Raw genomic sequence first — 21,272 nt, 5'->3', positions numbered from 1 at the left:
CGCGGATGTACCGACTGCGGCCGCCGACATCGGCGTACTGGGAGCATCAACATGCCAGAGATGACCGCTGACAGCGTGTGACGCGGCGGCGCCATCCGGGTTCACCCACCGTCCGGCGGAGGGTGACGGCAGTGCACGCCGTTCTCCTGCAACTCGCCACCCCGGCCACGGCCAGGTCGTGACGGCGGTGGCAACACCACGACGGCTCGGCGATCCCGTTCGGCAGCGCACCGTCCTCCACGTCTGCTCGTCGGCTGTCACGCTCGGTTACTATGCTCACTTCGTACCGGAGGTCGGAAGTACCGGAAGCAAGGGGCGCACAGCCGTTGATGGGCTGCTCGGAGGCAAGAAGAGTCGTGGGGCCGGGGACAATGCTGAGGCGGATCACTGTGACCCGCTACATCACACCCCTGCGTGAGGGCGGTTCCCTGCCGGGGCTCGTCGAGGGCGACGATCTCGGGACCTACGTCATGAAGTTCACCGGCGCCGGACAGGGCCGCAAGACGCTCGTCGCCGAGGTCGTCAGCGGCGAACTCGCACGCCGGCTCGGCCTGCGCGTGCCCGGTCTGGTGACGCTCGGCCTCGACCCGGTGCTGGGCCTCGGCGAACCCGACCAGGAGGTGCAGGACCTGCTCAAGGCGAGCGGCGGGCTCAACCTCGGCATGGACTTCCTGAGCGGCGCGATCGGCTTCGACCCGCTCGCGTTCGGGGTCGGGCCGAAGGAGGCCGGGAGGATCGTCTGGTTCGACGCACTGGTGGGCAACGTCGACCGCTCCTGGCGCAATCCGAACCTGCTGATGTGGCAGGGCGACCTGTGGCTCATCGACCACGGCGCCACCATGATCTGGCACCACAACTGGCCCGGCGCCGAGGCCTCCGCCGCGCGCCCCTACGACGCCTCCGACCACGCCCTCGCCCCCTTCGCGCCGGACGTCGCGGCTGCCGCCGCCGACCTCGCGCCCCTCGTCACCGAGGAGCTGCTGGCCGAGGTGACCGCCCGGATCCCGGACGACTGGCTGACCGGCGAGCCCGGCTTCGACTCCCCGGAGGAGCTGCGCCGCGCCTACGCACGGCCGCTGCTCGCCCGCGCCGCCGTCATCCACGAGCGCATCCAGGGCCTTCGGACCCGGCAGGGGGACAAGTGAGCGAGCGGGACGTCTTCGAGTACGCGCTGCTGCGGGTCGTACCGCGGATCGAGCGCGGCGAGTGCATCAACGCGGGCGTACTGGTCTACTGCCGCGCCAAGTCGTTCGTGGCCGCCCGCACACACCTCGACGAGAGGAAACTGTTCGCCCTCGACCCGGACGCGGACGTGGCGGGCGTGCGGGCCGCGCTCAGTGCCGTCGAGGGCGTGTGCGCGGGGGGCGCCGCGGCCGGGCAGGCGGCAGGTGACGACGCCGGGCGGCGTTTCCGCTGGCTGATCGCGCCCCGCTCCACGGTCGTGCAGCCCGGGCCCGTGCACACCGGGCTGACCGCCGACCCGGCGGCCGAGACGGAGCGGTTGCTGGACCTCCTGGTGAGGTAATGGATCACACGCGCCGGGTGTGCCGTTGACACCGGGTGCCAGGGCTTCTAGCGTCACGTCTGCTGAAGGTACTAAGCGGTCGCTCACTGAAGGCGTACCGTGAGCCGCAGACGCTTTTCAGCAGACGTTCCCAAGGTGTTCCAGGCTTTCCAAGGGCGAGGAGAAGCAGCAATGTCCACCACCGATCAGCGGGTCGCCGTCGTCACCGGCGCCGCGCGCGGCATCGGCGCCGCCACCGCCGTACGACTGGCCGCGGAAGGCCGTGCCGTCGCGGCGATCGACCTCGACGAGGCCGCGTGCAAGGACACCGTCGAGAAGATCACCGCCGCCGGTGGCAAGGCCATCGCCGTCGGCTGCGACGTCTCGGACGAGGCCCAGGTCGAGGCGGCCGTCACGCGGATCGCCGAGGAACTCGGCGCGCCGACCATCCTCGTCAACAACGCGGGCGTGCTGCGCGACAACCTGCTGTTCAAGATGAGTGTCTCCGACTGGGACACCGTCATGAACGTCCACCTGCGCGGCGCCTTCCTGATGTCCCGGGCCTGCCAGAAGTACATGGTCGACGCGAACTTCGGGCGCATCGTCAACCTCTCCTCGTCCTCCGCGCTGGGCAACCGCGGCCAGGTGAACTACTCCGCCGCCAAGGCCGGTCTGCAGGGCTTCACCAAGACCCTGGCCAAGGAGCTCGGCAAGTTCGGCATCACCGCGAACGCCGTCGCCCCGGGCTTCATCGCCACCGAGATGACCAAGGCCACCGCCGAACGCGTCGGCATGGGCTTCGAGGACTTCAAGGCCGCGGCCGCCACCCAGATCCCGGTGGCGCGCGTGGGCGAGCCCGAGGACATCGCCAACGCGATCGCCTTCTTCACGGGTGAGGCCGCCGGATTCGTCTCCGGCCAGGTGTTGTACGTGGCCGGCGGACCGCTCGACTAGGGCCGGGGAGACGCACCCATGACTGAACTGCCCGCACTCTCCGGCAAGGTCGCCCTCATCACGGGCGCCAGCCGCGGCATCGGCTACGGCATCGCCGAGGCGTTCGTCGCCCGCGGCGACCGCGTCTGCATCACCGGGCGCACAGAGGAGGCCCTGAAGGAGGCCGCCGAGAAGCTCGGCGCCGACCGCGTCATCGCCGTCGCCGGCAAGGCGCACGACGAGGACCACCAGGCGATCGCCGTGGAACGCACGATGGAGGCCTTCGGCCGGGTCGACTTCCTGGTCAACAACGCCGGGACCAACCCGGTGTTCGGCCCCATCGCCGACCTCGACCTGAACGTGGCCCGCAAGGTGTTCGAGACCAACGTCGTCTCGGCGCTCGGCTTCGCCCAGAGGACCTGGCACGCCTGGCAGAAGGACAACGGCGGCGCCATCGTCAACATCGCCTCCGTGGCCGGCCTGAACGCCTCGCCGTTCATAGGGGCGTACGGCATCAGCAAGGCCGCGATGATCAACCTGACCCTGCAGCTCGCGCACGAGTTCGCACCCAAGGTGCGGGTCAACACCATCGCGCCGGCCGTGGTGAAGACGAAGTTCGCGCAGGCCCTGTACGAGGGCCGCGAGGAGGAGGCCGCCGCGTCCTACCCGCTGGGCCGGCTCGGCGTGCCCTCCGACATCGGTGGCGCCGCCGCGTTCCTGACCTCGGACCAGTCCGACTGGATCACCGGCCAGACGCTGGTGCTCGACGGCGGTCACTACCTGAACGCCGCGGTCTGACGGGACGGGGCCCTCGACACGGGCCCTCGACACGGGTCTGCGACACGGGTCTGCGACACGGGTCTGCGACACGGGCGCCCCTTGACACAAGGGGCGCCCGTGTCGAAGTACACGAGGCACTCGGACCGATGACAACGTCGTCATGAAACGCGCAGGTCACAGCCGTCGCCGAACCGGTTCCGCCGGCGGGGTGCTGCGGTATGGTCTGCCGCCGACCCCTGGTACGGCGGATCGAGGAGTGTGCGCGTGTTCAACCGGAACCGTCTGCGTCGGCTGGCGGCGATCACGTCCCTGTCCCTGGTGGCCGGCTGCGGTGCGCTCTCCTCGGAGTCCTCCGGCGACAAGGGGCCGATCGTCGTGGGCACCACCAGCGCGCCGAGCACCCTCGATCCCGCCGCGTCCTGGGACAGCTCCTGGGAACTGTTCCGCAACGTCTACCAGACCCTGCTGAACTACCCCGACGGCGCGGTTCTGCCGGGACCCGACGCCGCCCAGAGCTGCGGGTTCACCGACCGGACGAACCTTGCCTACCGCTGCGTCCTGCGCCAGGGGCTGACGTTCTCCAACGGGGACAAGCTCGACGCCCGGGCCGTGAAGTACTCGATCGACCGGATCAAGCGCATCAATGTGTCCGGCGGTCCGGCGGGCCTGCTCGGCAGCCTGCAAGGGGTCGAGGTGAGAGGCGACCGGGAGGTCGTCTTCCACCTCAACGAACCGGACGCCACCTTCCCGTTCGTCCTCGCCACCCCGGCCATGTCGATCGTCGACCCGGCCGACTACCCCGCCACGCGGGTGCGCGAGGACGGCGGGATCACCGGGTCGGGGCCGTACGCGCTGCAGTCCTACGAGGAGGGCAAGGAGGCCCGGCTCGTCGGGAACAGTCGCTACAAGGGCTACGCCGACCGCAAGAACGACGCCGTCACCATCCGCTACTTCCAGGACTCCGCCGGCATGGTCGACGCCCTGAAGAACCACAGGATCGACATCACCTACCGTGGTCTCGCCTCCTCCGACATCGTGGCCCTCCAGCGCCACGGGTCGACGGGCGGCATCCAGCTCGTCGAGAACCCCGGCATCGAGATCAGCTACCTGGTGTTCAACCCGAAGGACCCGTGGGCCGGCAAGCTCGCCGTCCGCAAGGCCGTCGCCCAGGTGGTGGACCGGGCCGCGATCGCCCACAACGTCTACAAGGACACCGTCGAACCCCTCTACTCCATGGTCCCGGCGGGCCTCACCGGGCACACCACGCCCTTCTTCGACGACTACGGGGACCCCAGCACCGCCAAGGCCCGCGAGATCCTCTCCGCAGCGGGCATCACCGGGCGGGTCCCGCTGACCCTGTGGTACACCACCGACCGGTACGGCTCCGAGACGGGCCCGGAGTTCCAGGCGCTCAAGCAGCAGCTCGAGGCTTCCGGCCTGTTCCAGGTCACTCTCAGGAGCCGCCCCTGGAAGACGTACGTGTACGGCTACCAGAAGGGCGAGTACCCGGTGTTCGGCCGGGGGTGGTTCCCCGACTTCCCGGACCCCGACAACTACATCGCGCCCTTCGTCGGTCAGCAGAACGCGCTGGGCACGCCCTACCCGTCGCCGGAGATCACCAAGGTGCTGCTGCCGCAGTCGCGGCGCGAGAGCGACCGTGCCAACGTGGTCAAGGAGTTCGAGCAGGCCCAGCAGATCCTGGTGGACGACGCCCGGCTGCTGCCGCTGTGGCAGGGCAAACAGTTCCTGGCGGCGAGCGAGGACATCTCCGGCGGGGAGCGGGCGCTGGACCCGTCGACGATCATGATGATGTGGGAGTTGTCCCGGAAGACCAGCTGGTAGCGCGCCCCCGGTAGGGGGCCGGAAGCCGGTTGTCAGTGGTCGCCTGTAGGTTCCGTACCTGGAAGTGACCGCACATCGGAGGAAGTTGACGTGACCGACATCGCCATGCTGCCGGAGTCCTGGCGGGGCGTTCTGGGCGACGAACTGCAGCAGCCCTACTTCAAGGAGCTCATGGAGTTCGTCGAGGACGAGCGTGCCAAGGGTCCCGTCCACCCTCCGCGCGAGGAGGTCTTCGCCGCGCTCGACGCCACGCCGTACGAGAAGGTGAAGGTGCTCATCCTCGGCCAGGACCCGTACCACGGCGAGGGCCAGGGCCACGGTCTGTGCTTTTCCGTGCGGCCCGGCGTGAAGACCCCGCCCTCGCTGCGCAACATCTACAAGGAGATGCACGAGGAGCTGGGCACGCCGATCCCGGACAACGGCTATCTGATGCCGTGGGCGGAGCAGGGCGTGCTGCTGCTGAACGCGGTGCTGACGGTGCGCGGCGGAGAGGCGAACTCGCACAAGGGCAGGGGTTGGGAGAAGTTCACCGACGCGGTGATCCGTGCGGTGGCCGGGCGGCCGGACCCGGCGGTGTTCGTGCTGTGGGGCAACTACGCGCAGAAGAAGCTGCCGCTGATCGACGAGACGCGGCACGCGGTGGTCAAGGGTGCCCACCCCTCGCCGCTGTCGGCGAAGAAGTTCTTCGGCTCCCGCCCGTTCACGCAGATCAACGAGGCGGTGGCCCGGCAGGGACACGAGCCGATCGACTGGACGATCCCGAACCTGGGCTGATGGCCCGGGCGGCGGGGCAGGGCGGCCGGCGCGCAGGCGGAGAGTGCGGCGGTGACCTCCGCCTGCGGGCGGTACGGGGACACATGCGGCGATCGCCCACCACGGTCCCGCCCGGTGCGATGCGGCCGCCGCATTCGCCCGCGCCACATCGGGCCGGGGCGCGGCCGAGCCGTTCGCGGGCCGCCCCCTGGCGTCACCGGCTTGGCCCAGTGCCGTACGGAGCTGCCTGAGCCTCATTGCCCGTGGCGGCGGTTAGCGTCGTGACGACGGTGACGAGCGTGGAGGGCGCGGTGGCGAAGCGACAGGAACAGGCGGCGCCGGACGCCGTCATGACCCGCATCGGACAGGTCGTCATGCTGCACCACGCCGGCGACCGTGAGGAGGCTCGGGACCGCTTCCTGGGGCTGTGGGCGGAGATCGGCGAGGACGGCGACCCGCTGCACCGCTGCACCCTGGCGCACTACTTGGCGGACACCCAGGACGACCCGGCCGACGAGCTCGCCTGGGACCTCAGAGCGCTGTCCGCCGCCGAGGAGCTCACCGAGGAGCGCCCCGCCGACCAGGAGGGCGCTCTCGCCGCACACGCGTTGTACCCCTCGCTCCAGCTCAACCTGGCCGCCGACTATGTCAAGCTCGGCCGCCGCGAGGCTGCCCGCGCCCATCTGCGCCTGGCCCGAAGCGCGGTCGGCGCGCTCGGCGACGACGGCTATGGCGACGGCATCAGGGCGGCGATCGGCCGCCTGGAGCGACGGCTCGCGGCGGAGCAGGCGGAGCTGGCGGAGGAGGCGGAGGAGCCGCCACCCGGCCGACCCTGCAACGGTCCAGGGCCAGGTCCCGGGGACGCCCCCCGAGAACCCCCGGGGCCGCCGAGACAGCGGCCCTAGGGTTCACCGCCCGTAGGTGTCCCGGCAGATGGTCGCCTCGGGGCTGTCCGGTTTCCATCCCCCGTACGTGCGGCCGAGCGCGCACACGCCCGTGCCCTTGGGGAACGCGTCCGAGACGGCCGGCGGTACCTCGACGTGGGGCGCCGGGCTCTGCTGCGCAGGCGGGGCGGCCGCGGTGCGGTGCGGGGCTGCCGGTGCCGGACGGTCCGCGCGGTGCGGGGTGGCCGCGGTGGCCGGGGGCGGTGACGGGTGGGGGGAGGGGCCGACCAGCTCCAGCGCCTCCCGCGCCGGCGCCTGGACGACGCGTGGTTCCCCGCTGCCGTCCGGGCGCGGCGATGAGGGACGCGAGGACGCGGGCGGCGGGCCGGGATCCGGTGGCCGCTGGACGGTCACACAGCCGGCGAGGGCCGAGACGGCCACGGAGACCAGGAGCGTTGCGGTCGTCGTCGTTCGGTGCACCCACGCAACTCTGCTGCGTCCGCGCCGCTTTGGGGAGCGTACGGGCCCAGGTTGCCCCGCACGGGTGATCCGAGTCCCCGTACGGAGGGGCCCGCGCTCGCCGCGGGTGACGTCAGTCGCCGGTGGCTCCGTCGATCCGCTCGCGGATCAGGTCGGCGTGGCCGTTGTGGCGGGCGTACTCCTCGATCATGTGGGTGTAGATCCAGCGCAGGCTGAAGCGTTCCTCGGTGAACCTGCTCGTGCCCTGTGAGAGGTCGTCCAGGCCGAAGCCGGCCGCGTTGCGCCGGGCGATCCCGATCTCGGCCTGCCAGGTGGCGTACGCCTCCTGCCAGGTGTCGGCCTCGGTCAGGTGGAACTCGCCGTCGCGGTCCTCGTCGCTGTAGTAGATCGGCCCGGGGTCGTCACCGACGAGGACCTTGCGGAACCAGCCCCGCTCCACCTCCGCCATGTGCCGCACCAACCCCAGCAGGGAGAGCTCGGAGGGCTCGACGGAGGCGGTCCTGAGCTGCGCGTCGGTGAGGCCCTCGCACTTCCACGCAAGCGTCCGGCGGTGGTAGTCGAGCCAGCCTTCCAGCATGGTGCGTTCGTCGGCGTTCAGGGCGGGTTCACGGCGCTCGGCAGTCATGCCGCCCATCCTGACCCAGGTCGCCCGCCCCTCTCCATCACATTTTTCGGCGGGGCCGGCCGGGTCAGCCACCGAGCATCCCGTCGAGCAGTTCCCGCAGCCCGGCGCGCACCTCGTCCAGGCTGGGCACCTCCGCGGTGAAGGTCCCGGCCACGCACGAGAACATCAGCCCGTCCAGCCAGGCCACCAGCGACAGCATGTGCCGGGCCGGGTCGGCCGAGCCCAGAGCCGCGAGGAGAGCGGCGAGCTGGTCGCGGAATCGGGCCCCGGCCGCGTCGAAGTACCGACGCAACTCGGGGCGGCGGGTGGCCTCCAGGGCCAGTTCGTACCGGGCGAGTGTCAGATCGCGGTTGCGGGTCAGGGAGCGGTGGGCCGCCAGTGCAAGGCCGTCGACGAGCGCGCCGAGCTCGTCCTCCGGGTCGGGCATCTCCTCCGGGGCGAGCACTCGGGCCTCCCGTTCCGCGAGGCGCCGCACCGCGAGTTCCAGGAGCGCCAGACGGGTCCGCGCCAGGTTCGAGGTGGAGCCCTGGGGCAGCTGAGCCGCCTCGTCGACGGCCCGGTGGGTCAGGCCCCGCATCCCGCGCTCGGCGAGCAGGGCGAGCGCGGTGTCGGCGACGAGGTCGGCGCGGGGGGCGCCCGTGGTGCGGGGGGACATGAAGGCCAACCTACCCGGCGCACTACTTCTGTAGTACGCTCGACACGCCCGGGAACTACGCCTGTAGTGACGGGGAGGGGCACCGTGGACTTGAGGAGGAGCCATGGCACAGCAGCCGCGTGCGATCGTGATCGGCGGCGGCATCGGTGGCCTCACCGCCGCGGCGGCCCTGCACCTGCGCGGGCTGCGGGTCACCGTGCTGGAGCGCGCTGCCTCGCTCGAACCGGTCGGCGCGGCCATCTCGCTGGCCCCGAACGCCCTGCGCGCCCTGGACGTCATCGGTATCGGCGACGCGCTCCGCGACCTGGCCGCCTGGCAGGGCGACGGCGGGCTGCGCACCCCCGGTGGCCGCTGGCTCACCCGGACCAGCGCCGCTGCCGCCGCCGAGCGCTTCGGCGGCCCCCTCGTACTGCTGCCCCGGGCCACCCTCATCGACGGCCTGGCCGCCCTGCTTCCGCCGGACGCCATCCGCACGGCCACCGCGGCGAGCCTCGCAGACCCCGGCGAAACCGACCGCCCGGCCCGGGTCACCACCTCCGACGGAGACCTGGAAGCAGAACTGGTCGTGGCCGCCGATGGCATCCACTCCGGCGTACGCCGGATCCTGTTCCCGCACCACCCTGTGCCCGTCTACTCCGGATTCACCACCTGGCGCGTCATGATCCCTGTGCCGGGGCCCGAGTTCGCCTCCCACGAGACCTGGGGCCGAGGCCGCATCTGGGGCACGCATCCCCTGAAGGACGGCCGGGTATACGCCTACGCGGCGGCCGTCGTGCCCGCCGGGCAACGCGCGCCCGACGACGAGAAGGCAGAACTCCTGCGGCGGTTCGGCGACTGGCACGAACCGATCCCCGCCGTCCTCGCCGCCGCCCGTCCCGAGGACGTCCTGCGCCACGACGTCCACCACCTCGCCGAGCCGCTGCCCGCCCATCACCGCGGCAGGGTCGCCCTCCTCGGCGACGCCGCGCACGCCATGCCCCCGACGCTGGGCCAGGGCGGCAACCAGGCCATCGAGGACGCGATCGTGCTCGCCCACCACCGCGACGACCTGGCCGCGTACACGGCCGCCCGACTGCCCCGGACCACCGCCCTCACCCGCCAGGCCGTCCGGACCGCCCGCCTGAACATGATGAGCGGCCGCGCCGGGATCGCCGTACGCAACGCCGCGATCGCCGCGCTGTCGAAGGCCGCACCCGCCCTGCTCCTGCGCGGCTTCGAGGGCATCGCCGACTGGCGGCCGCCGCAGCCGCCGTATGCTTCGGACCAGGCACCCGTCGGCAACCCCCAGGAGCGCCCGTGAAGGTCGGCTGCATCGGACTCGGCGACATCGCGCAGAAGGCCTATCTGCCGGTGCTCGCACTGCAGCCGGGGGTCGACCTGCACCTGCAGACCCGCACCCCCGCCACCCTCCACCGCGTCGCCGACAGCCTGCACCTCCCGCACGAGCAGAGGCACGCCGACCTCGACGCGCTGCTCGCACGGGACCTCGACGCCGCGTTCGTGCACACACCCACCACCACCCACCCCGAGATCGTCACCCGCCTCCTCCGGGCGGGCATACCGACGTACGTCGACAAGCCGCTCGCCTACGAACTCGCCGACTCCGAGCGGCTGGTACGGCTCGCGGAGGAGCGGAACGTGAGCCTCGCGGTCGGCTTCAACCGGCGTTACGCCCCCGGATACGTGCAGTGCGCGGACCATCCGCGCGAGCTGATCCTGATGCAGAAGAACCGCGTCGGACTGCCCGAGGAGCCGCGCACGATGATCCTCGACGACTTCATCCATGTCGTCGACACGCTGCGGTTCCTGGTGCCCGGCACGGTCGACGACGTGACCGTGCGGGGCCGCGTGGAGGGCGGGCTGCTGCACCACGTGGTGCTCCAGCTGTCCGGCGACGGATTCACCGCGCTGGGCGTGATGAACCGGCTGAGCGGTTCGGCCGAGGAGATCCTGGAGGTCTCCGGACAGGACACCAAGCGGCAGGTGCTCAACCTCGCCGAGATCGTCGACCACAAGGGCCAGCCGACCGTGCGCCGGCGCGGCGACTGGGTGCCGGTGGCCCGTCAGCGCGGCATCGAGCAGGCGGCGCTCGCCTTCCTCGACGCCGTCCGCGCCGGCAAGGTGCTCAGCGCCAGGGACGCACTGGCGACACACGAACTGTGCGAGCGGGTCGTGACCGCGGTGCGGGAGCGCGCCGTCGCGCCCTGAGTGTCCGGAGTCCCTCGGCCACACCCAGTCCGGCGATCACCAGCAGGGCGCCGTGCACCGGCCAGTCGCCGAAACGGACGTACGGGGTGATGCCGTGGGCGGTCGGCACCTCGTACACCGCCCACGTGCTCCGGTCGGTGCCGAGCCAGGAGCCGACCCGTTCCCCGCTCGGACCGTAGACGGCGGAAACCCCGGTCAGCGTGGCGTGCACCATCGGGCGGCCGGTCTCCGCGGCCCGCAGCGCGGCCAGCGAGGCGTGCTGCTCGGGCGCCCAGCTGTGCTGGAACGTCGACGTCGACGACTGGGCGAGCAGCACATCCGCACCGTCCTCCGCGAGATGGCGGCTCATGTCCGGGAACGCGGACTCGAAGCAGACCATCGGGCCGACGCGCAGCCCGTTCCCCACGTTCATCACCACCTGCTCGGTGCCGCGCCTGCGGTCCTCGCCGGCCGCCTTGCCGACCGAGGTGGCCCAGCCGAGCACGGACCGCGCCGGTATGTACTCGCCGAACGGGACGAGCCGCATCTTGTCGTAGCGGTCGCCGGTCGGACCGTCCGGGCCGATGAGCACGGAACTCTTGTAGATGCCGGGGCGGTCGGAGCGGCGGGCGTCGACGTTGACGAGAACGTCGGCCTTCACCTGCCGGGACAGAGCCGCGACCCGGCGAGCCAGATCAGGCCGCTGCCCGAGGTCGAAGCCGACGCTGCTCTCACCCCAGACGACCAGGTCCACGTGCTGCCCGGTGAGTTCGCGGGTCAGCCGCTCCTCCACGGCGAAGCGTTTCATGCCGCTTCCGGTGCCGTCCACGATTCCGGGCTGCACGACCGCGATCCGCACCCGACCGTCGATGTCGGGCCGCGGCGACCAGACCCAGGCCGCCGAGGTCACGGCGGCCGTCGCGACCAGCCCGGCCAGGGCCGGCAGGCGCGACTCCCGCACGGACACCAGCACCGCCAGGGCGACGTTGACGGCCACCACCAGGAAGCTCAGCAGCCACACCCCGCCGACCGAGGCGAGCCGCAGCGCGGGCTGCACCTGCCACTGGCTCGACCCGAGCAGCCCCCATGGGCCGCCGAGCCCCTGCCAGGAACGGACGAGCTCCACCATCAGCCAGCCCGATGGCAGGACGACCAGAGCGGCGCCGATCCGCCCTGGCGAGGGCAGTTCCGCCAGGAACCGCCGCACCAGCCAGCCCCAGGGTGCCCACAACGCTCCGAGCAGCGCCGCGATGACGAACGTGAACACGTTCAGGCTCGGTAGCAGCCAGTGGTGCACGGCCGTCATGAACCCGAAGCCGCCGAGCCAGCCGTCGTACGCGGCCCGCTTGCCGGTCGGCGCCGTACGGATGAGCAGGATCCACGGGACCAGGCAGACGTATGCGAACCACCACCACGACGGCGCCGGAAAGGCGAGCATCGGCAGGGCACCGGCGACCACGGCCGCGGCACCGCGCCACCACCGGGAGGTGAGCCAGTCGCTGAGCCTCCGGATGCGGCGCTTCCCTCCCCAGATCATGTCTCCAGTGTGCGCGCCCCGGAGGAATCTTCGACAGGGGGCCTCTGCGTGCGGCGCGGGCTGCCCGTTTGCCGATCAGGTGGACGGACGTGGGGTGCGGCGCCACTTCTCCTGGACGACCACCGCGCGCAGCCGCCAGCCGTCGTCCGTGCGCAGGAACGTGAACGCGTACCGTCCTCCGCAGACGAAGTCCGGCTCCGGCGCCCCGTCGTCCTCGTCCCCGCCCCCGCTCGCCAAGCGCATCGGATTGACGTAGTCCGCCCACACCCGGGCCGTGTCGCCGACGTCCCGCTCCAGCACCCCGAACCGGATGCGCCGGTTGACGATCAGGTGCTGGCGCATCGGGAACAGCCGCATGGTCTGCTCCAGCCACCCGGCGACCTGCCGGACATCCCCCTCGATCCCGCCGGCCGAGCGGTAGTCGGCGCGCCCGTCCCCGGTGAACAGCTCCCGGTACGCCTCCCAGTCCCCGTCGTCCACGGCCGCCGCGTACTCGGTGACGAGTCCGTCGACGGCCAGCCGGTCCATCACGGTCGCGAGCTCCACGCGCTGGGTCATCGGCTCAGTGTCGGGGACGGGAGAGGCATGGCCAAGGGGTGTGCGGGGGCGGGTTCGGACGTGGGCCCGTGCGAACCCGCCCCCGGCCGGTGCTTGAGTCGGGTATTCCGGGCTGTGCCGTCACCACTCGTCGTCGTGGTGGCCGACCACCCGGAAGCTGCCCACGACACCGTCGTCCGGGAACCCGAAGCCGCCGTAGCCCCCATGGCCCCCGAATCCGCCGAAGCCCTCGTGGTCCTCCTGGTCACCGTAGCCCTCGTGCGTGGTGCGGGTCACCACCCCGAAGGTGTCGCCGTGGGGGCCGACGACGGCGACCGGGGGCCCGTTGTCACAGGTGAACCCGCGGAAGACCTCGACGGTCTTGTCGCTGTCGTTGAAGATGCTGAAGCTGCTGGAGCCGAGCCCGCTGGCCGCGACGATGCAGCCGTCCTCGGCGGCGGGGAACGTCCGCTCGTTGAACTCGATTCTGCCCTCGTGCCTGCGTTCGTGGCCGCGGCCCTCGCCGCGCTCGTGGCCCTCGCCGCGCTCGTGGCCGCCGTCGCGGCCCTCGTGCCGCTTCTCGTCCGCCTTGCCCTTCTCGACGGGAGCCGGTGCGGCGGGAGCGGGGTGCTGGACCGGCGGGGCCGCCCGGTGGACGTGCGCGACGGCCGGTTTGGCGGCCGGTTTGGTGGCCAGGGTGGGCTCGTCGGGTCCGGCGGCCGATGCATAGGTGATGCCGGTGGTGGCGAGGGCGGTCGCGCCTACTAGGGCGGCGGCCACGGCGAAGGTACGCGTGGGCATGTCATTTCCTTCTGTCGCAGAGACGCCGGCCGGGCAGCCGAACTGCGACGAACGTATAGACACTGCACATAACTGTCATATCGGACAAGCGCAAGGTGTGATCCGACGGGGCCGGTCGGGTGTAAACGCGGCACCAGGCGCATACCGGTGGCCGTCTGCCTGTCTTTCCGTCAAAGGCGGGGTGCATGGGCAGAACTGACCGCCAGGCAGGTGGGAGTCGGACGTAGGGGGGGCGCGCGTAGGATGATCCACTCCGGCACGGCTCGGCAGGGGGAGGCGACAGATGACACGTCCCGTGACGGTGGTCACGGGCGGCAGCCGCGGGATCGGCGCCGCCACCTGCGTGCGGCTCGCGACGGACGGGCACGATGTGGCACTCGGGTATGTCCGTGACGCCGAGGCCGCGGAGCGGACCGCGCAGGCCGTACGGGCGGCCGGGGCGCGGTGTGTCACCGTGCGCGTGGACACGTCCGACGAGGCCGACGTCGACCGGCTCTTCGAGACGGCCGCCGACACTCTCGGGCCGGTTACCGGTCTGGTGAACAACGCCGGGGTGACAGGGCCGTTGGGTCGGTTGGTGGACACCGACACGGCTGTTCTGCGGCGGGTGGTGGAGGTCAACCTCCTGGGCGCGCTGCTGTGTTCGCGCCGGGCCGCGCGGGAGATGGCGGCACGCCGGAGCGGTGTCATCGTCAACGTCTCGTCGGGAGCGGCGACGCTGGGAAGTCCCGGTGAGTACGTCCACTACGCGGCGGCCAAGGCGGCGGTGGACGCCCTGACGATGGGCCTCTCCAAGGAACTGGGACCGGACGGCATCCGCGTCAACGCGGTGGCGCCCGGGGTGGTCGACACCGAGATCCACGCGGCGATGGGCGACCCGGACCGGCCCCGGCGGATGGCGGCGGCGATCCCGCTGGGCCGAGCCGGCCGCGCGGAGGAGATCGCTGCGGCGATCGCCTGGCTGATGTCCCCGGAGTCCTCGTACACGACGGGCGCCGTGCTGAGGGTGGCCGGCGGGCGGTGACGTCTCGACCGGCGTCCGTCTCCGCGCGGCGGCGGCGGCCCGCGTCAGGCCGCCTCTATGACCTGGCCGCGTATCGCCGCCGCCCACTCGACGACCAACAGCTCGTACTCCGCGCGCTCCTCGGCCGACAGGGAGCCACCCGCACGCATCCACAGCGCGCGGATCCGCTCGTTCAAGTCCTCGGCAGAGCGCGTGGAACCAGGGCTCATGGGTTCGGGGGACATGCCGACAAGCCTAGGGGCAGGGACTGACAGCGCGCTACCGTCCGGCTACGCGTGCGGTATGTGGTTGGTCACGGTCCTTTCCGTGGTGGGGGATTGGGGGATTCTGTCGTCTTCCACGCCTTGCAATGCTCGATCAATCCGCGGCGACCTTCCATGGACAATGGTGCGTTCGCGTGGGTCATGGTGTGGTCGAGGCCATACGGGACGCCTGGTGTCGTGCGCTGGTGACGATGAGTGAGACATTCTGCCCACCGAAGCCGAAGGAGTTGCTGAGTACGGCCTCTTGGGAGACGTCTCGTCGCTCTGCGACGACATCGAGATCGATGTCGGAACCGACGCCGGCCGCGGTGATGTTGCGGGTCGGCGGGATGACGCCGTGCTCCACGCTGAGGATGGCGATGAGCGCTTCGATCGCACCCGCCGCGCCGAAGAGATGGCCGAGGGCCGCCTTGGGGGCCGTCACGGTGGCGCGGCCGAAGACCTCCCTGATCGCGTGCGCCTCGGCGACGTCGCCGACCGGAGTTCCGGTGGCGTGGGCGTTGATGTGGCTGATCTGTTCGGGAGCCAAGCCGGCTTGTGCCAGGGCCTTCCGCATGGCCGAGATCTGACCGGAGCCGTCGGGAGCGGGCGCCGTGATGTGGTGAGCGTCGGCGGCGATGCCGGCGCCCGCGAGTACCGCGTGGACGCGCGCGCCTCGGGTGCTTGCGTGCTCGGCGCTTTCGAGCACCACGACAGCGGCGCCTTCACTGAGGACGAATCCGCTGCGGTCCGCGGCGAACGGCCGTGACGCTGAGGCGGGTTCGGCGGTGTGCCGTGACAGTGCTTGTGCCTGGGCGAATCCGGCGACGGTGATCGGGGTGATCGCTGCCTCGGTTCCGCCAGCGATGACCACGTCCGCCTCGCCGGCGCGGATGAGCCTGGCTCCCAGGGCGATCGCCTCGGCCCCGGAGGAGCATGCCGAGACGGGCGTGTGGACCCCGGCCCGTGCGCCGTATTCGATACTGATCAGCGCCGCCGCTGCATTCGGCATGAGCATCGGGACCGTACGTGGCGAGACCCGCCGCGTCCCGGCCGCCTCCAGTACGTCGTCCTGCTGCAACAGCGTCTGCACGCCACCGATGCCTGTGCCGATCGCTGATGCGAGCCGGTCCGGGTCGATCCGCGGGGCACCGGCATCGGCCCAGGCTTCGGCCGCCGCGGCGAGGGCTGCCTGCTGCGAGCGGTCGAGCCGCCTGGCCTGCACCGGCGGCAGCGCCTCGGCGGGGTCGACCGCCATCGTCCCCGCGACGGTGTCGGGCAGGCCGGCGTCCTCGTGGCCTCGCAGGGCGCCGCCGCGGATGCCGGACTCGCCGGCAAGCAGGGCCTTCCAGGTGGACTCCACGTCTGCACCGAGTGGTGTGATCGCGCCGAGTCCGGTCACGACGACTTCTGTCCGTTGCATGCGCTTCGACCTTTCTTGTATGCGATACAAGCGGGCAGACATTGTTGTATCACATACAATTTGCGCGTGGAGAAGAAGCGAACCGAAGCTCGATCAACGTCGGCTCGATCGCGTGACCGCGGTCGCGCGACGAGGCGCCGGCTGATTGAGGCAACTGCACGGCTCTGCAAGGAGCGGCCCGGCGCCGAGGTGAGCGTCGCGGAGATCGCGAACGCGGCAGGCGTCTTCCCCAATCAGGTCACGTACTACTTCGGCTCCAAGGACTCGCTGCTCGTGCACGCCGCCTTTCTCGGCTTGCTGCACGACGCCCGACGGATTGAGCGCATCGGTCGCCAAGCCCCCGATGCGGCGACATTTCGGCGCAACATCGCCCGCGCCGTGCTGGCCATGCCCTCGCTCCCATCGGTCGCGCGAGCACTCGCCGCCGGGATCTCCAAGCCTGAACTCGCCCCCGTGGTCGACCGGCACCTCCAGTTGCTGTTCCGGCAATCCGAGCGCTTCGTGCGCCAGCTCATCGACGGTCGCGGCTGGAGGGCCCGTCGACCGCTGGACGTGGAGGCCAGGACGTTCTGGAGCACCGCGCTCGGCGCAGTGCTGCTCGTCCGCGCCGGGGCACACGGCACTGTCGCCGACCTCGACCTCGCCGGAGCATTGACCATCCACGACGAACCCGAGCGCGGCTAGGGACTTTCGTTTGGATCAGGCCGGATCAGGAGCGGGGCCATGGGGGTGCCCCGTCCGCGCGAGCGTGTTCGAGCGTGGGGGAGTCGGCGAGTGACGACAACGCCGCGCTGGGGTCCCCCACACCCTCAAGGCGGTGGGGGAGCGCCTGCCAGGCCCCGCGAGCCCGGCATGAGGAAGTCGGCCGCACGGGCGGCTGGATACCGCGATTGACCTCTCGCGGCAACCAGAGATCAACTGCCCTCCTCACCCCGCGGATTCGGCGGCAAGCGGACTGAGAAAACCCCCACTGACCAGCGCAGTGATGGCCACACCGAGGACGATGCGGTACCAGACGAACGGCATGAACGACTTCGACGAGATGAACTTCATGAACCACGTGATGACCGCGTACCCCGACACGAACGCGATCACCGTCGCGAACAGCGTCGGCCCCCAACTCACACGCCCCGCCTCCGCCGCGTCCTTGAGCTCGAAGGCCCCCGAGGCCAGCACCGCGGGAATGGCGAGCAGGAAGGAGTAGCGGGCGGCGGCCTCGCGTCGGTAGCCCAGGAAGAGGCCGCCGCTGATCGTGGCACCGGAGCGCGACACGCCGGGGACCAGGGCCATCGCCTGGCAGGCGCCGTAGATCAGGCCGTCCTTGATGCCGAGGTCCTGCAGCGTCTTGCGCTGCTTGGGCGCCCGATGCCGACCGCCCGTCTCGTCGCGTGCCGCTGGGCGGTCCGCGATGCCGAGGACCAGGCCCATGACGATCAGCATCGTCGCAGTGAGCCGCAGATCGCGGAACGGACCCTCGATCTGGTCCTTGAGCGTGACGCCCAGCACGCCGATGGGTATGGAGCCGACGATCACCAGCCAGCCCGTCCGCGCGTCCTGGTTCTGCCGCATCTTCTTGTCGAACAGGGAGCGGAACCAGGCCGAGAGAATGTTCGCGATGTCCTTGCGGAAGTAGATCAGCACCGCGGACTCCGTGCCGATCTGCGTGATCGCGGTGAAGGCCGCCCCCGGGTCCTTCCAGCCCGCGAAGGCCGCGGTCAGCCGCAGGTGCGCGCTGGAGGAGACGGGGAGGAACTCGGTCAGCCCCTGGACGAGCCCGAGGATGAGGGATTCAAGCCAAGACATGACGTGATGCGGTCCAAGAGCTGATCGTTGAGGCGACGACGGGCACACCGAGCCGCGGCATGCCGCAGGACCTGGGCACAGCCGGTGAGCGAGTGTGGTGGGCAGCGTAGCGTCCCGACATGACGATGCCATCACCGGGGCTTTGCCTGCGCTTGGTGCGGACCGGTGGATCGCCGCGCGGGCAGGCCTCGTGTCCTGGGTGAACGTCACACGTCCGTGGTGTTGACCGGCCAGTCGGGCGCCGCTTACGTTCAAGCGCAGGGAAAGCGCTTGCTGCCCCCCGGGTCCTCGGGAGTCAACACGCGTTGGCCAACGTCAGACGTCACGTCCGATGGAGCGCTGATCACGTTCATGCCCACAGACCACCACGCGTCCGCCACCGACGATGCCACAAGTCCACAGAGCACGCCCGACCCGAACCCGCACCGAGCCGTGATCCCCAAGCCCCGCGCGGACCGCCCGTTGCCCCCGTACGCAGGCCGCCGTATCAAGGCCGCGATCGTCGGCACGGGCGGCATCGCGCGTTCCCACCTGTCCGCGCTGGCCGGTCTCGCCGAGGAGGGCGAGACCGAGATCGTGGCCGCGGTCGACATCGACGCCGAGGCGGTCGAGCGCTTCTGCGCGGAGGGCGGCATCCCGCACGCGTACACCGACCTCCACCAGATGCTGGAGGAGCAGCGGCCCGACCTGGTCAGCATCTGTACGCCGCCGACCCTGCACCGGGAGCAGACCATCGCCGCGTTGCGGGCCGGCGCCTGGGTGTGGTGCGAAAAGCCGCCGGTGCCGACGCTGGCCGACTTCGACGCCGTGGAGGCGGAGGAGGGCACGGACGGCGGCCCGTACGCGGCGATCGTCTTCCAACACCGCTTCGGCTCCGGCTCCCGGCACGTGCGGCGGCTGCTCGCGGAGCAGGCCCTGGGCCGCCCGCTGGTCGCGCACTGTCAGACGACCTGGTACCGCAACGCCGCCTACTACGCCGTGCCCTGGCGCGGCCGCTGGCATACCGAGGGCGGAGGCCCGGCCATGGGCCACGGGATCCACCAGATGGACCTCCTGCTCGACCTGCTCGGGCCGTGGAGCGAGGTGCGGGCCATGGCCGGGCGCCTGGTCCACGACGTGGAGACGGAGGACGTGTCGACGGCGCTCGTGCGGTTCGAGAACGGCGCTCTCGCGACGATCGTGAACAGCGTGCTCAGCCCGGACGAGGTCAGCCGCATCCGCATCGACTGCGAGCGCGCGACCGTGGAACTCAAGCACCTGTACGGGCACAGCAACGACAACTGGCGCATCACCCCGGCCCCCGACGTGCCCGAGAAGGAGGCCGAGGCCTGGCGGGACTTCGGCGAGGACGTGCCGAGCTCGCACCTGGAGCAGCTGCGCGAGCTGGTCGCGAGCATGCGCGCGGGCGAGCGGCCGCGCAGCAGCGGCGCCGACGGGCGGACCAGCCTGGAGCTGATCACCGCGCTGTACAAGTCGGCGTTCACCGACACGACCGTCCGCGCCGGGGAGATCGGCCCCGGGGACCCGTACTACACGGCCCTGCACGGAGGGGCGCCCGGCTGGGCGCCGGTGGTGGCGGAGGCGTCCTCGGTGACGCCGAGCGAGGAGGTGTCCGCATGACCGCGACCCTGCGCATCGTGCACGCGCACGGCGACCGCATCACGCTCACCGAACCGACGACCGGTGTCGAACTCCTCTCCTACGTGTACGGCCCCGAGGCGGCCTGGGAGGCGCCCAAGCCGTATCTGCACCCGATCCGTACGCTCGCCGGTGACGTCGTCACCGACTACCGGCCCAACGACCACCGCTGGCACAAGGGCCTGCAGCTGACCGCCTCACACCTGTCCGGGCAGAACCTGTGGGGCGGCAACACCTATGTGCCCGGCGAGGGCTACCTGGAGCTGCCGGAGCGCGTCGGCTCCATGGCGCACGTCGCCTTCGACGACGTCGACGCGGACGGCGACCGAGCGGTGATCGCCGAGCGGCTCACCTGGCACCCGTACACCGGCGAGCTGTGGGCCGAGGAGGAGCGCCGTATCGAGGTGCACGACGTCGACCTCCCCTCCCGGAGCTGGGCGCTGACCTGGACCTCCGCGATCACCAACCGCCGCGACGAGCCACTGTTCTTCGGCAGCCCGACGACGGCCGGCCGGGAGATGGCCGGCTACACGGGCCTGTTCTGGCGCGGGCCGCGCGCCTTCCGCGACGGACGGGTCGTCGCGCCCGACGTGGAAGGCCCAGGGCTGATGGGGCGCCAGGCCCCCTGGCTCGCGTACTCGGGCGAGCACGACGGCACCGACGGGCACGCCACCCTGGTCTTCGCGCACGCCCCCGAGAACGACCACCTCGGCGAGCGGGGCGCCCACCCCGCCCACTGGTTCGTCCGCAACGACCCCTTCGCCGCCGTCGCCCCCTCCTGGGCGTTCTACGACGAGCTGGAGCTGGCCCCGGGCGACACGCTGCGGCGCCGCTACCGGGTCGTGGTCGCGGACGGCGCGTGGGAGCGTGAAGAGGTCGCCAAGTACCTCGAGGAGCATCCGTGGTGAGCGCAGCAGAGTTCACGGGGCTGCCGGGCGCCGTCGCCGTCTCGCACCTGTCCGTCTACGACTGGCCGGCGAGCGACGGGGTGTGCGGCGGCACCCCCCACATGCACCTGACCTGCTCGGAGGCGTACGTGGTCACGGGCGGGCGCGGTGCCGTGCAGACGCTGACGACGTCCGGGTACGAGGTCACCCCGCTGGAGCCCGGCACCGTCGCCTGGTTCACTCCGGGCACCATCCACCGGCTGGTCAACGAGGACGATCTGCGCATCACCGTCCTCATGCAGAACAACGGGCTGCCGGAGGCGGGTGACGCCGTCCTGACCCTGCCCCCGCGGTACCTGACCGACCCGGAGACGTACGCCGCCGCGACCGTGATCCCGGCCGACGCCCCCGAGGAGGAGCAGGAGCGGATCGCCCGGGCCCGTCGCGACCTTGCCCTGGAGGGCTACCGGACGCTGCGCGACGCGGCCGGCCCGGAGCCGCTCGCCGCCTTCCACCGGGCCGCCGCCGCGCTCGTCCGGCCGCGGCTTGCCGAGTGGCGCGAGCGCTGGGAACGGGGTGCGCGGGCCGCCGCCGCGGCCACCGGTGACCAGCTCGACCGCCTGGAGCACGGCGACGCCTCCCACCTCGCCGACGCCGTCGCACGCGCCGAACAGCCGTCCGCCTACGGGAAGTTCGGGATGTGCGGGCGGCTCGACGTGTACAAGGGGACCGTGTAG

At 71.4% G+C, this 21,272-nt stretch carries 23 protein-coding genes; 14 read left to right on the top strand and 9 right to left on the bottom strand.

Features of this window, described 5'->3' with window-relative positions; genetic code table 11:
• Window positions 1–371 precede the first annotated feature (371 nt).
• The 7 genes from ACFYZJ_RS08805 (at window position 372) to ACFYZJ_RS08775 (ending at window position 6,717) form a co-directional block, all read left to right on the top strand.
• Window positions 372–1,145, top strand: coding sequence for a HipA family kinase (locus tag ACFYZJ_RS08805; RefSeq protein ID WP_388564562.1), 774 nt, complete (start codon window positions 372–374; stop codon window positions 1,143–1,145).
• A complete protein-coding gene (locus ACFYZJ_RS08800; protein WP_388564415.1) occupies window positions 1,142–1,525 on the top strand; it encodes a DUF3037 domain-containing protein in 384 nt (127 codons plus the stop codon). Before ACFYZJ_RS08805 ends, ACFYZJ_RS08800 begins: the two co-directional genes overlap by 4 nt.
• A gap of 171 nt (window positions 1,526–1,696) precedes the next feature.
• Window positions 1,697–2,458, top strand: coding sequence for a 3-oxoacyl-ACP reductase FabG (fabG, locus tag ACFYZJ_RS08795; protein ID WP_388564412.1), 762 nt, complete (start codon window positions 1,697–1,699; stop codon window positions 2,456–2,458).
• A gap of 18 nt (window positions 2,459–2,476) precedes the next feature.
• Complete coding sequence (locus ACFYZJ_RS08790; RefSeq protein ID WP_388564410.1) at window positions 2,477–3,235, top strand: SDR family oxidoreductase; 759 nt, start codon at window positions 2,477–2,479, stop codon at window positions 3,233–3,235.
• Between the two features lie 240 nt (window positions 3,236–3,475).
• Entirely contained in the window at window positions 3,476–5,059 is a 1,584-nt protein-coding gene (locus ACFYZJ_RS08785) for an ABC transporter substrate-binding protein (RefSeq protein ID WP_388564409.1), read from the top strand.
• Between the two features lie 90 nt (window positions 5,060–5,149).
• Window positions 5,150–5,833: a uracil-DNA glycosylase gene (locus ACFYZJ_RS08780; RefSeq protein ID WP_388564407.1), complete on the top strand. Its 684-nt coding sequence runs from the start codon at window positions 5,150–5,152 to the stop codon at window positions 5,831–5,833.
• A gap of 290 nt (window positions 5,834–6,123) precedes the next feature.
• Window positions 6,124–6,717 (top strand): hypothetical protein, encoded by a 594-nt coding sequence (locus ACFYZJ_RS08775; protein WP_388564405.1) that lies wholly within the window; start codon window positions 6,124–6,126, stop codon window positions 6,715–6,717.
• 3 nt (window positions 6,718–6,720) lie between these two features.
• On the opposite strand, the gene ACFYZJ_RS08770 is transcribed toward ACFYZJ_RS08775, so the two are convergent.
• From ACFYZJ_RS08770 to ACFYZJ_RS08760, 3 genes are all read right to left on the bottom strand, one after another.
• Window positions 6,721–7,176 (bottom strand): hypothetical protein, encoded by a 456-nt coding sequence (locus tag ACFYZJ_RS08770; protein ID WP_388564404.1) that lies wholly within the window; start codon window positions 7,174–7,176, stop codon window positions 6,721–6,723.
• Window positions 7,177–7,288: 112 nt separating this feature from the next.
• Window positions 7,289–7,801, bottom strand: a complete 513-nt coding sequence (locus ACFYZJ_RS08765) for a DinB family protein (RefSeq protein ID WP_388564402.1) — start codon at window positions 7,799–7,801, stop codon at window positions 7,289–7,291.
• 64 nt (window positions 7,802–7,865) lie between these two features.
• Window positions 7,866–8,456, bottom strand: coding sequence for a TetR/AcrR family transcriptional regulator (locus tag ACFYZJ_RS08760; RefSeq protein ID WP_388564399.1), 591 nt, complete (start codon window positions 8,454–8,456; stop codon window positions 7,866–7,868).
• 103 nt (window positions 8,457–8,559) lie between these two features.
• Between ACFYZJ_RS08760 and ACFYZJ_RS08755 the strand changes: the two genes are divergently transcribed.
• Both ACFYZJ_RS08755 and ACFYZJ_RS08750 read left to right on the top strand, forming a co-directional pair.
• Window positions 8,560–9,756 carry an FAD-dependent monooxygenase gene (locus ACFYZJ_RS08755; protein WP_388564397.1) on the top strand — a complete coding sequence of 399 codons (1,197 nt, stop codon included), beginning with the start codon at window positions 8,560–8,562 and terminating at the stop codon, window positions 9,754–9,756.
• Window positions 9,753–10,664: a Gfo/Idh/MocA family protein gene (locus ACFYZJ_RS08750; protein WP_388564394.1), complete on the top strand. Its 912-nt coding sequence runs from the start codon at window positions 9,753–9,755 to the stop codon at window positions 10,662–10,664. The genes ACFYZJ_RS08755 and ACFYZJ_RS08750 overlap by 4 nt, the downstream gene beginning before the upstream one ends.
• Here the strand turns inward: ACFYZJ_RS08750 and lnt are convergent.
• The 3 genes from lnt to ACFYZJ_RS08735 all read right to left on the bottom strand — a co-directional run bounded on the left by lnt (window position 10,582) and on the right by ACFYZJ_RS08735 (window position 13,518).
• A complete protein-coding gene (lnt, locus tag ACFYZJ_RS08745) occupies window positions 10,582–12,180 on the bottom strand; it encodes an apolipoprotein N-acyltransferase (RefSeq protein ID WP_388564392.1) in 1,599 nt (532 codons plus the stop codon). The two genes, ACFYZJ_RS08750 and lnt, sit on opposite strands and share 83 nt — an antisense overlap.
• 75 nt (window positions 12,181–12,255) lie before the next feature.
• The gene (locus tag ACFYZJ_RS08740) at window positions 12,256–12,738 is read right to left on the bottom strand and encodes a nuclear transport factor 2 family protein (RefSeq protein WP_388564389.1); all 483 of its coding nucleotides are present in this window, start codon (window positions 12,736–12,738) and stop codon (window positions 12,256–12,258) included.
• A gap of 120 nt (window positions 12,739–12,858) precedes the next feature.
• Window positions 12,859–13,518, bottom strand: coding sequence for a hypothetical protein (locus ACFYZJ_RS08735; RefSeq protein ID WP_388564386.1), 660 nt, complete (start codon window positions 13,516–13,518; stop codon window positions 12,859–12,861).
• Window positions 13,519–13,801: 283 nt separating this feature from the next.
• Between ACFYZJ_RS08735 and ACFYZJ_RS08730 the strand changes: the two genes are divergently transcribed.
• Entirely contained in the window at window positions 13,802–14,542 is a 741-nt protein-coding gene (locus tag ACFYZJ_RS08730) for an SDR family oxidoreductase (protein ID WP_388564384.1), read from the top strand.
• A 44-nt stretch (window positions 14,543–14,586) separates the two neighbouring features.
• On the opposite strand, the gene ACFYZJ_RS08725 is transcribed toward ACFYZJ_RS08730, so the two are convergent.
• Together ACFYZJ_RS08725 and ACFYZJ_RS08720 are read right to left on the bottom strand one after the other, a co-directional pair.
• Entirely contained in the window at window positions 14,587–14,766 is a 180-nt protein-coding gene (locus tag ACFYZJ_RS08725) for a hypothetical protein (RefSeq protein WP_388564381.1), read from the bottom strand.
• Window positions 14,767–14,944: 178 nt separating this feature from the next.
• A complete protein-coding gene (locus tag ACFYZJ_RS08720) occupies window positions 14,945–16,207 on the bottom strand; it encodes a beta-ketoacyl-[acyl-carrier-protein] synthase family protein (RefSeq protein WP_388564378.1) in 1,263 nt (420 codons plus the stop codon).
• A 66-nt stretch (window positions 16,208–16,273) separates the two neighbouring features.
• On the opposite strand from ACFYZJ_RS08720, the gene ACFYZJ_RS08715 reads away from it, so the two are divergent.
• Window positions 16,274–16,891: a TetR/AcrR family transcriptional regulator C-terminal domain-containing protein gene (locus ACFYZJ_RS08715; protein WP_388564376.1), complete on the top strand. Its 618-nt coding sequence runs from the start codon at window positions 16,274–16,276 to the stop codon at window positions 16,889–16,891.
• Between the two features lie 243 nt (window positions 16,892–17,134).
• Here ACFYZJ_RS08715 and ACFYZJ_RS08710 read toward each other — a convergent pair whose 3' ends face one another.
• Complete coding sequence (locus ACFYZJ_RS08710; RefSeq protein WP_388564373.1) at window positions 17,135–18,010, bottom strand: undecaprenyl-diphosphate phosphatase; 876 nt, start codon at window positions 18,008–18,010, stop codon at window positions 17,135–17,137.
• A gap of 351 nt (window positions 18,011–18,361) precedes the next feature.
• Between ACFYZJ_RS08710 and ACFYZJ_RS08705 the strand changes: the two genes are divergently transcribed.
• The 3 genes from ACFYZJ_RS08705 to ACFYZJ_RS08695 are packed head-to-tail and all read left to right on the top strand — an operon-like array spanning window position 18,362 to window position 21,272.
• A complete protein-coding gene (locus ACFYZJ_RS08705) occupies window positions 18,362–19,630 on the top strand; it encodes a Gfo/Idh/MocA family protein (RefSeq protein ID WP_388564370.1) in 1,269 nt (422 codons plus the stop codon).
• The gene (locus ACFYZJ_RS08700) at window positions 19,627–20,556 is read left to right on the top strand and encodes a PmoA family protein (RefSeq protein ID WP_388564367.1); all 930 of its coding nucleotides are present in this window, start codon (window positions 19,627–19,629) and stop codon (window positions 20,554–20,556) included. The genes ACFYZJ_RS08705 and ACFYZJ_RS08700 overlap by 4 nt, the downstream gene beginning before the upstream one ends.
• Window positions 20,550–21,272 carry a cupin domain-containing protein gene (locus ACFYZJ_RS08695; protein ID WP_388564365.1) on the top strand — a complete coding sequence of 241 codons (723 nt, stop codon included), beginning with the start codon at window positions 20,550–20,552 and terminating at the stop codon, window positions 21,270–21,272. The genes ACFYZJ_RS08700 and ACFYZJ_RS08695 overlap by 7 nt, the downstream gene beginning before the upstream one ends.

The sequence above is a fragment of the Streptomyces sp. NPDC001848 genome (genome assembly GCF_042891915.1).
Classification (GTDB): domain Bacteria; phylum Actinomycetota; class Actinomycetes; order Streptomycetales; family Streptomycetaceae; genus Streptomyces.
Note: the sequence above shows the minus strand (reverse complement) of the source record. Positions and strands in the feature narration are given on the sequence as shown.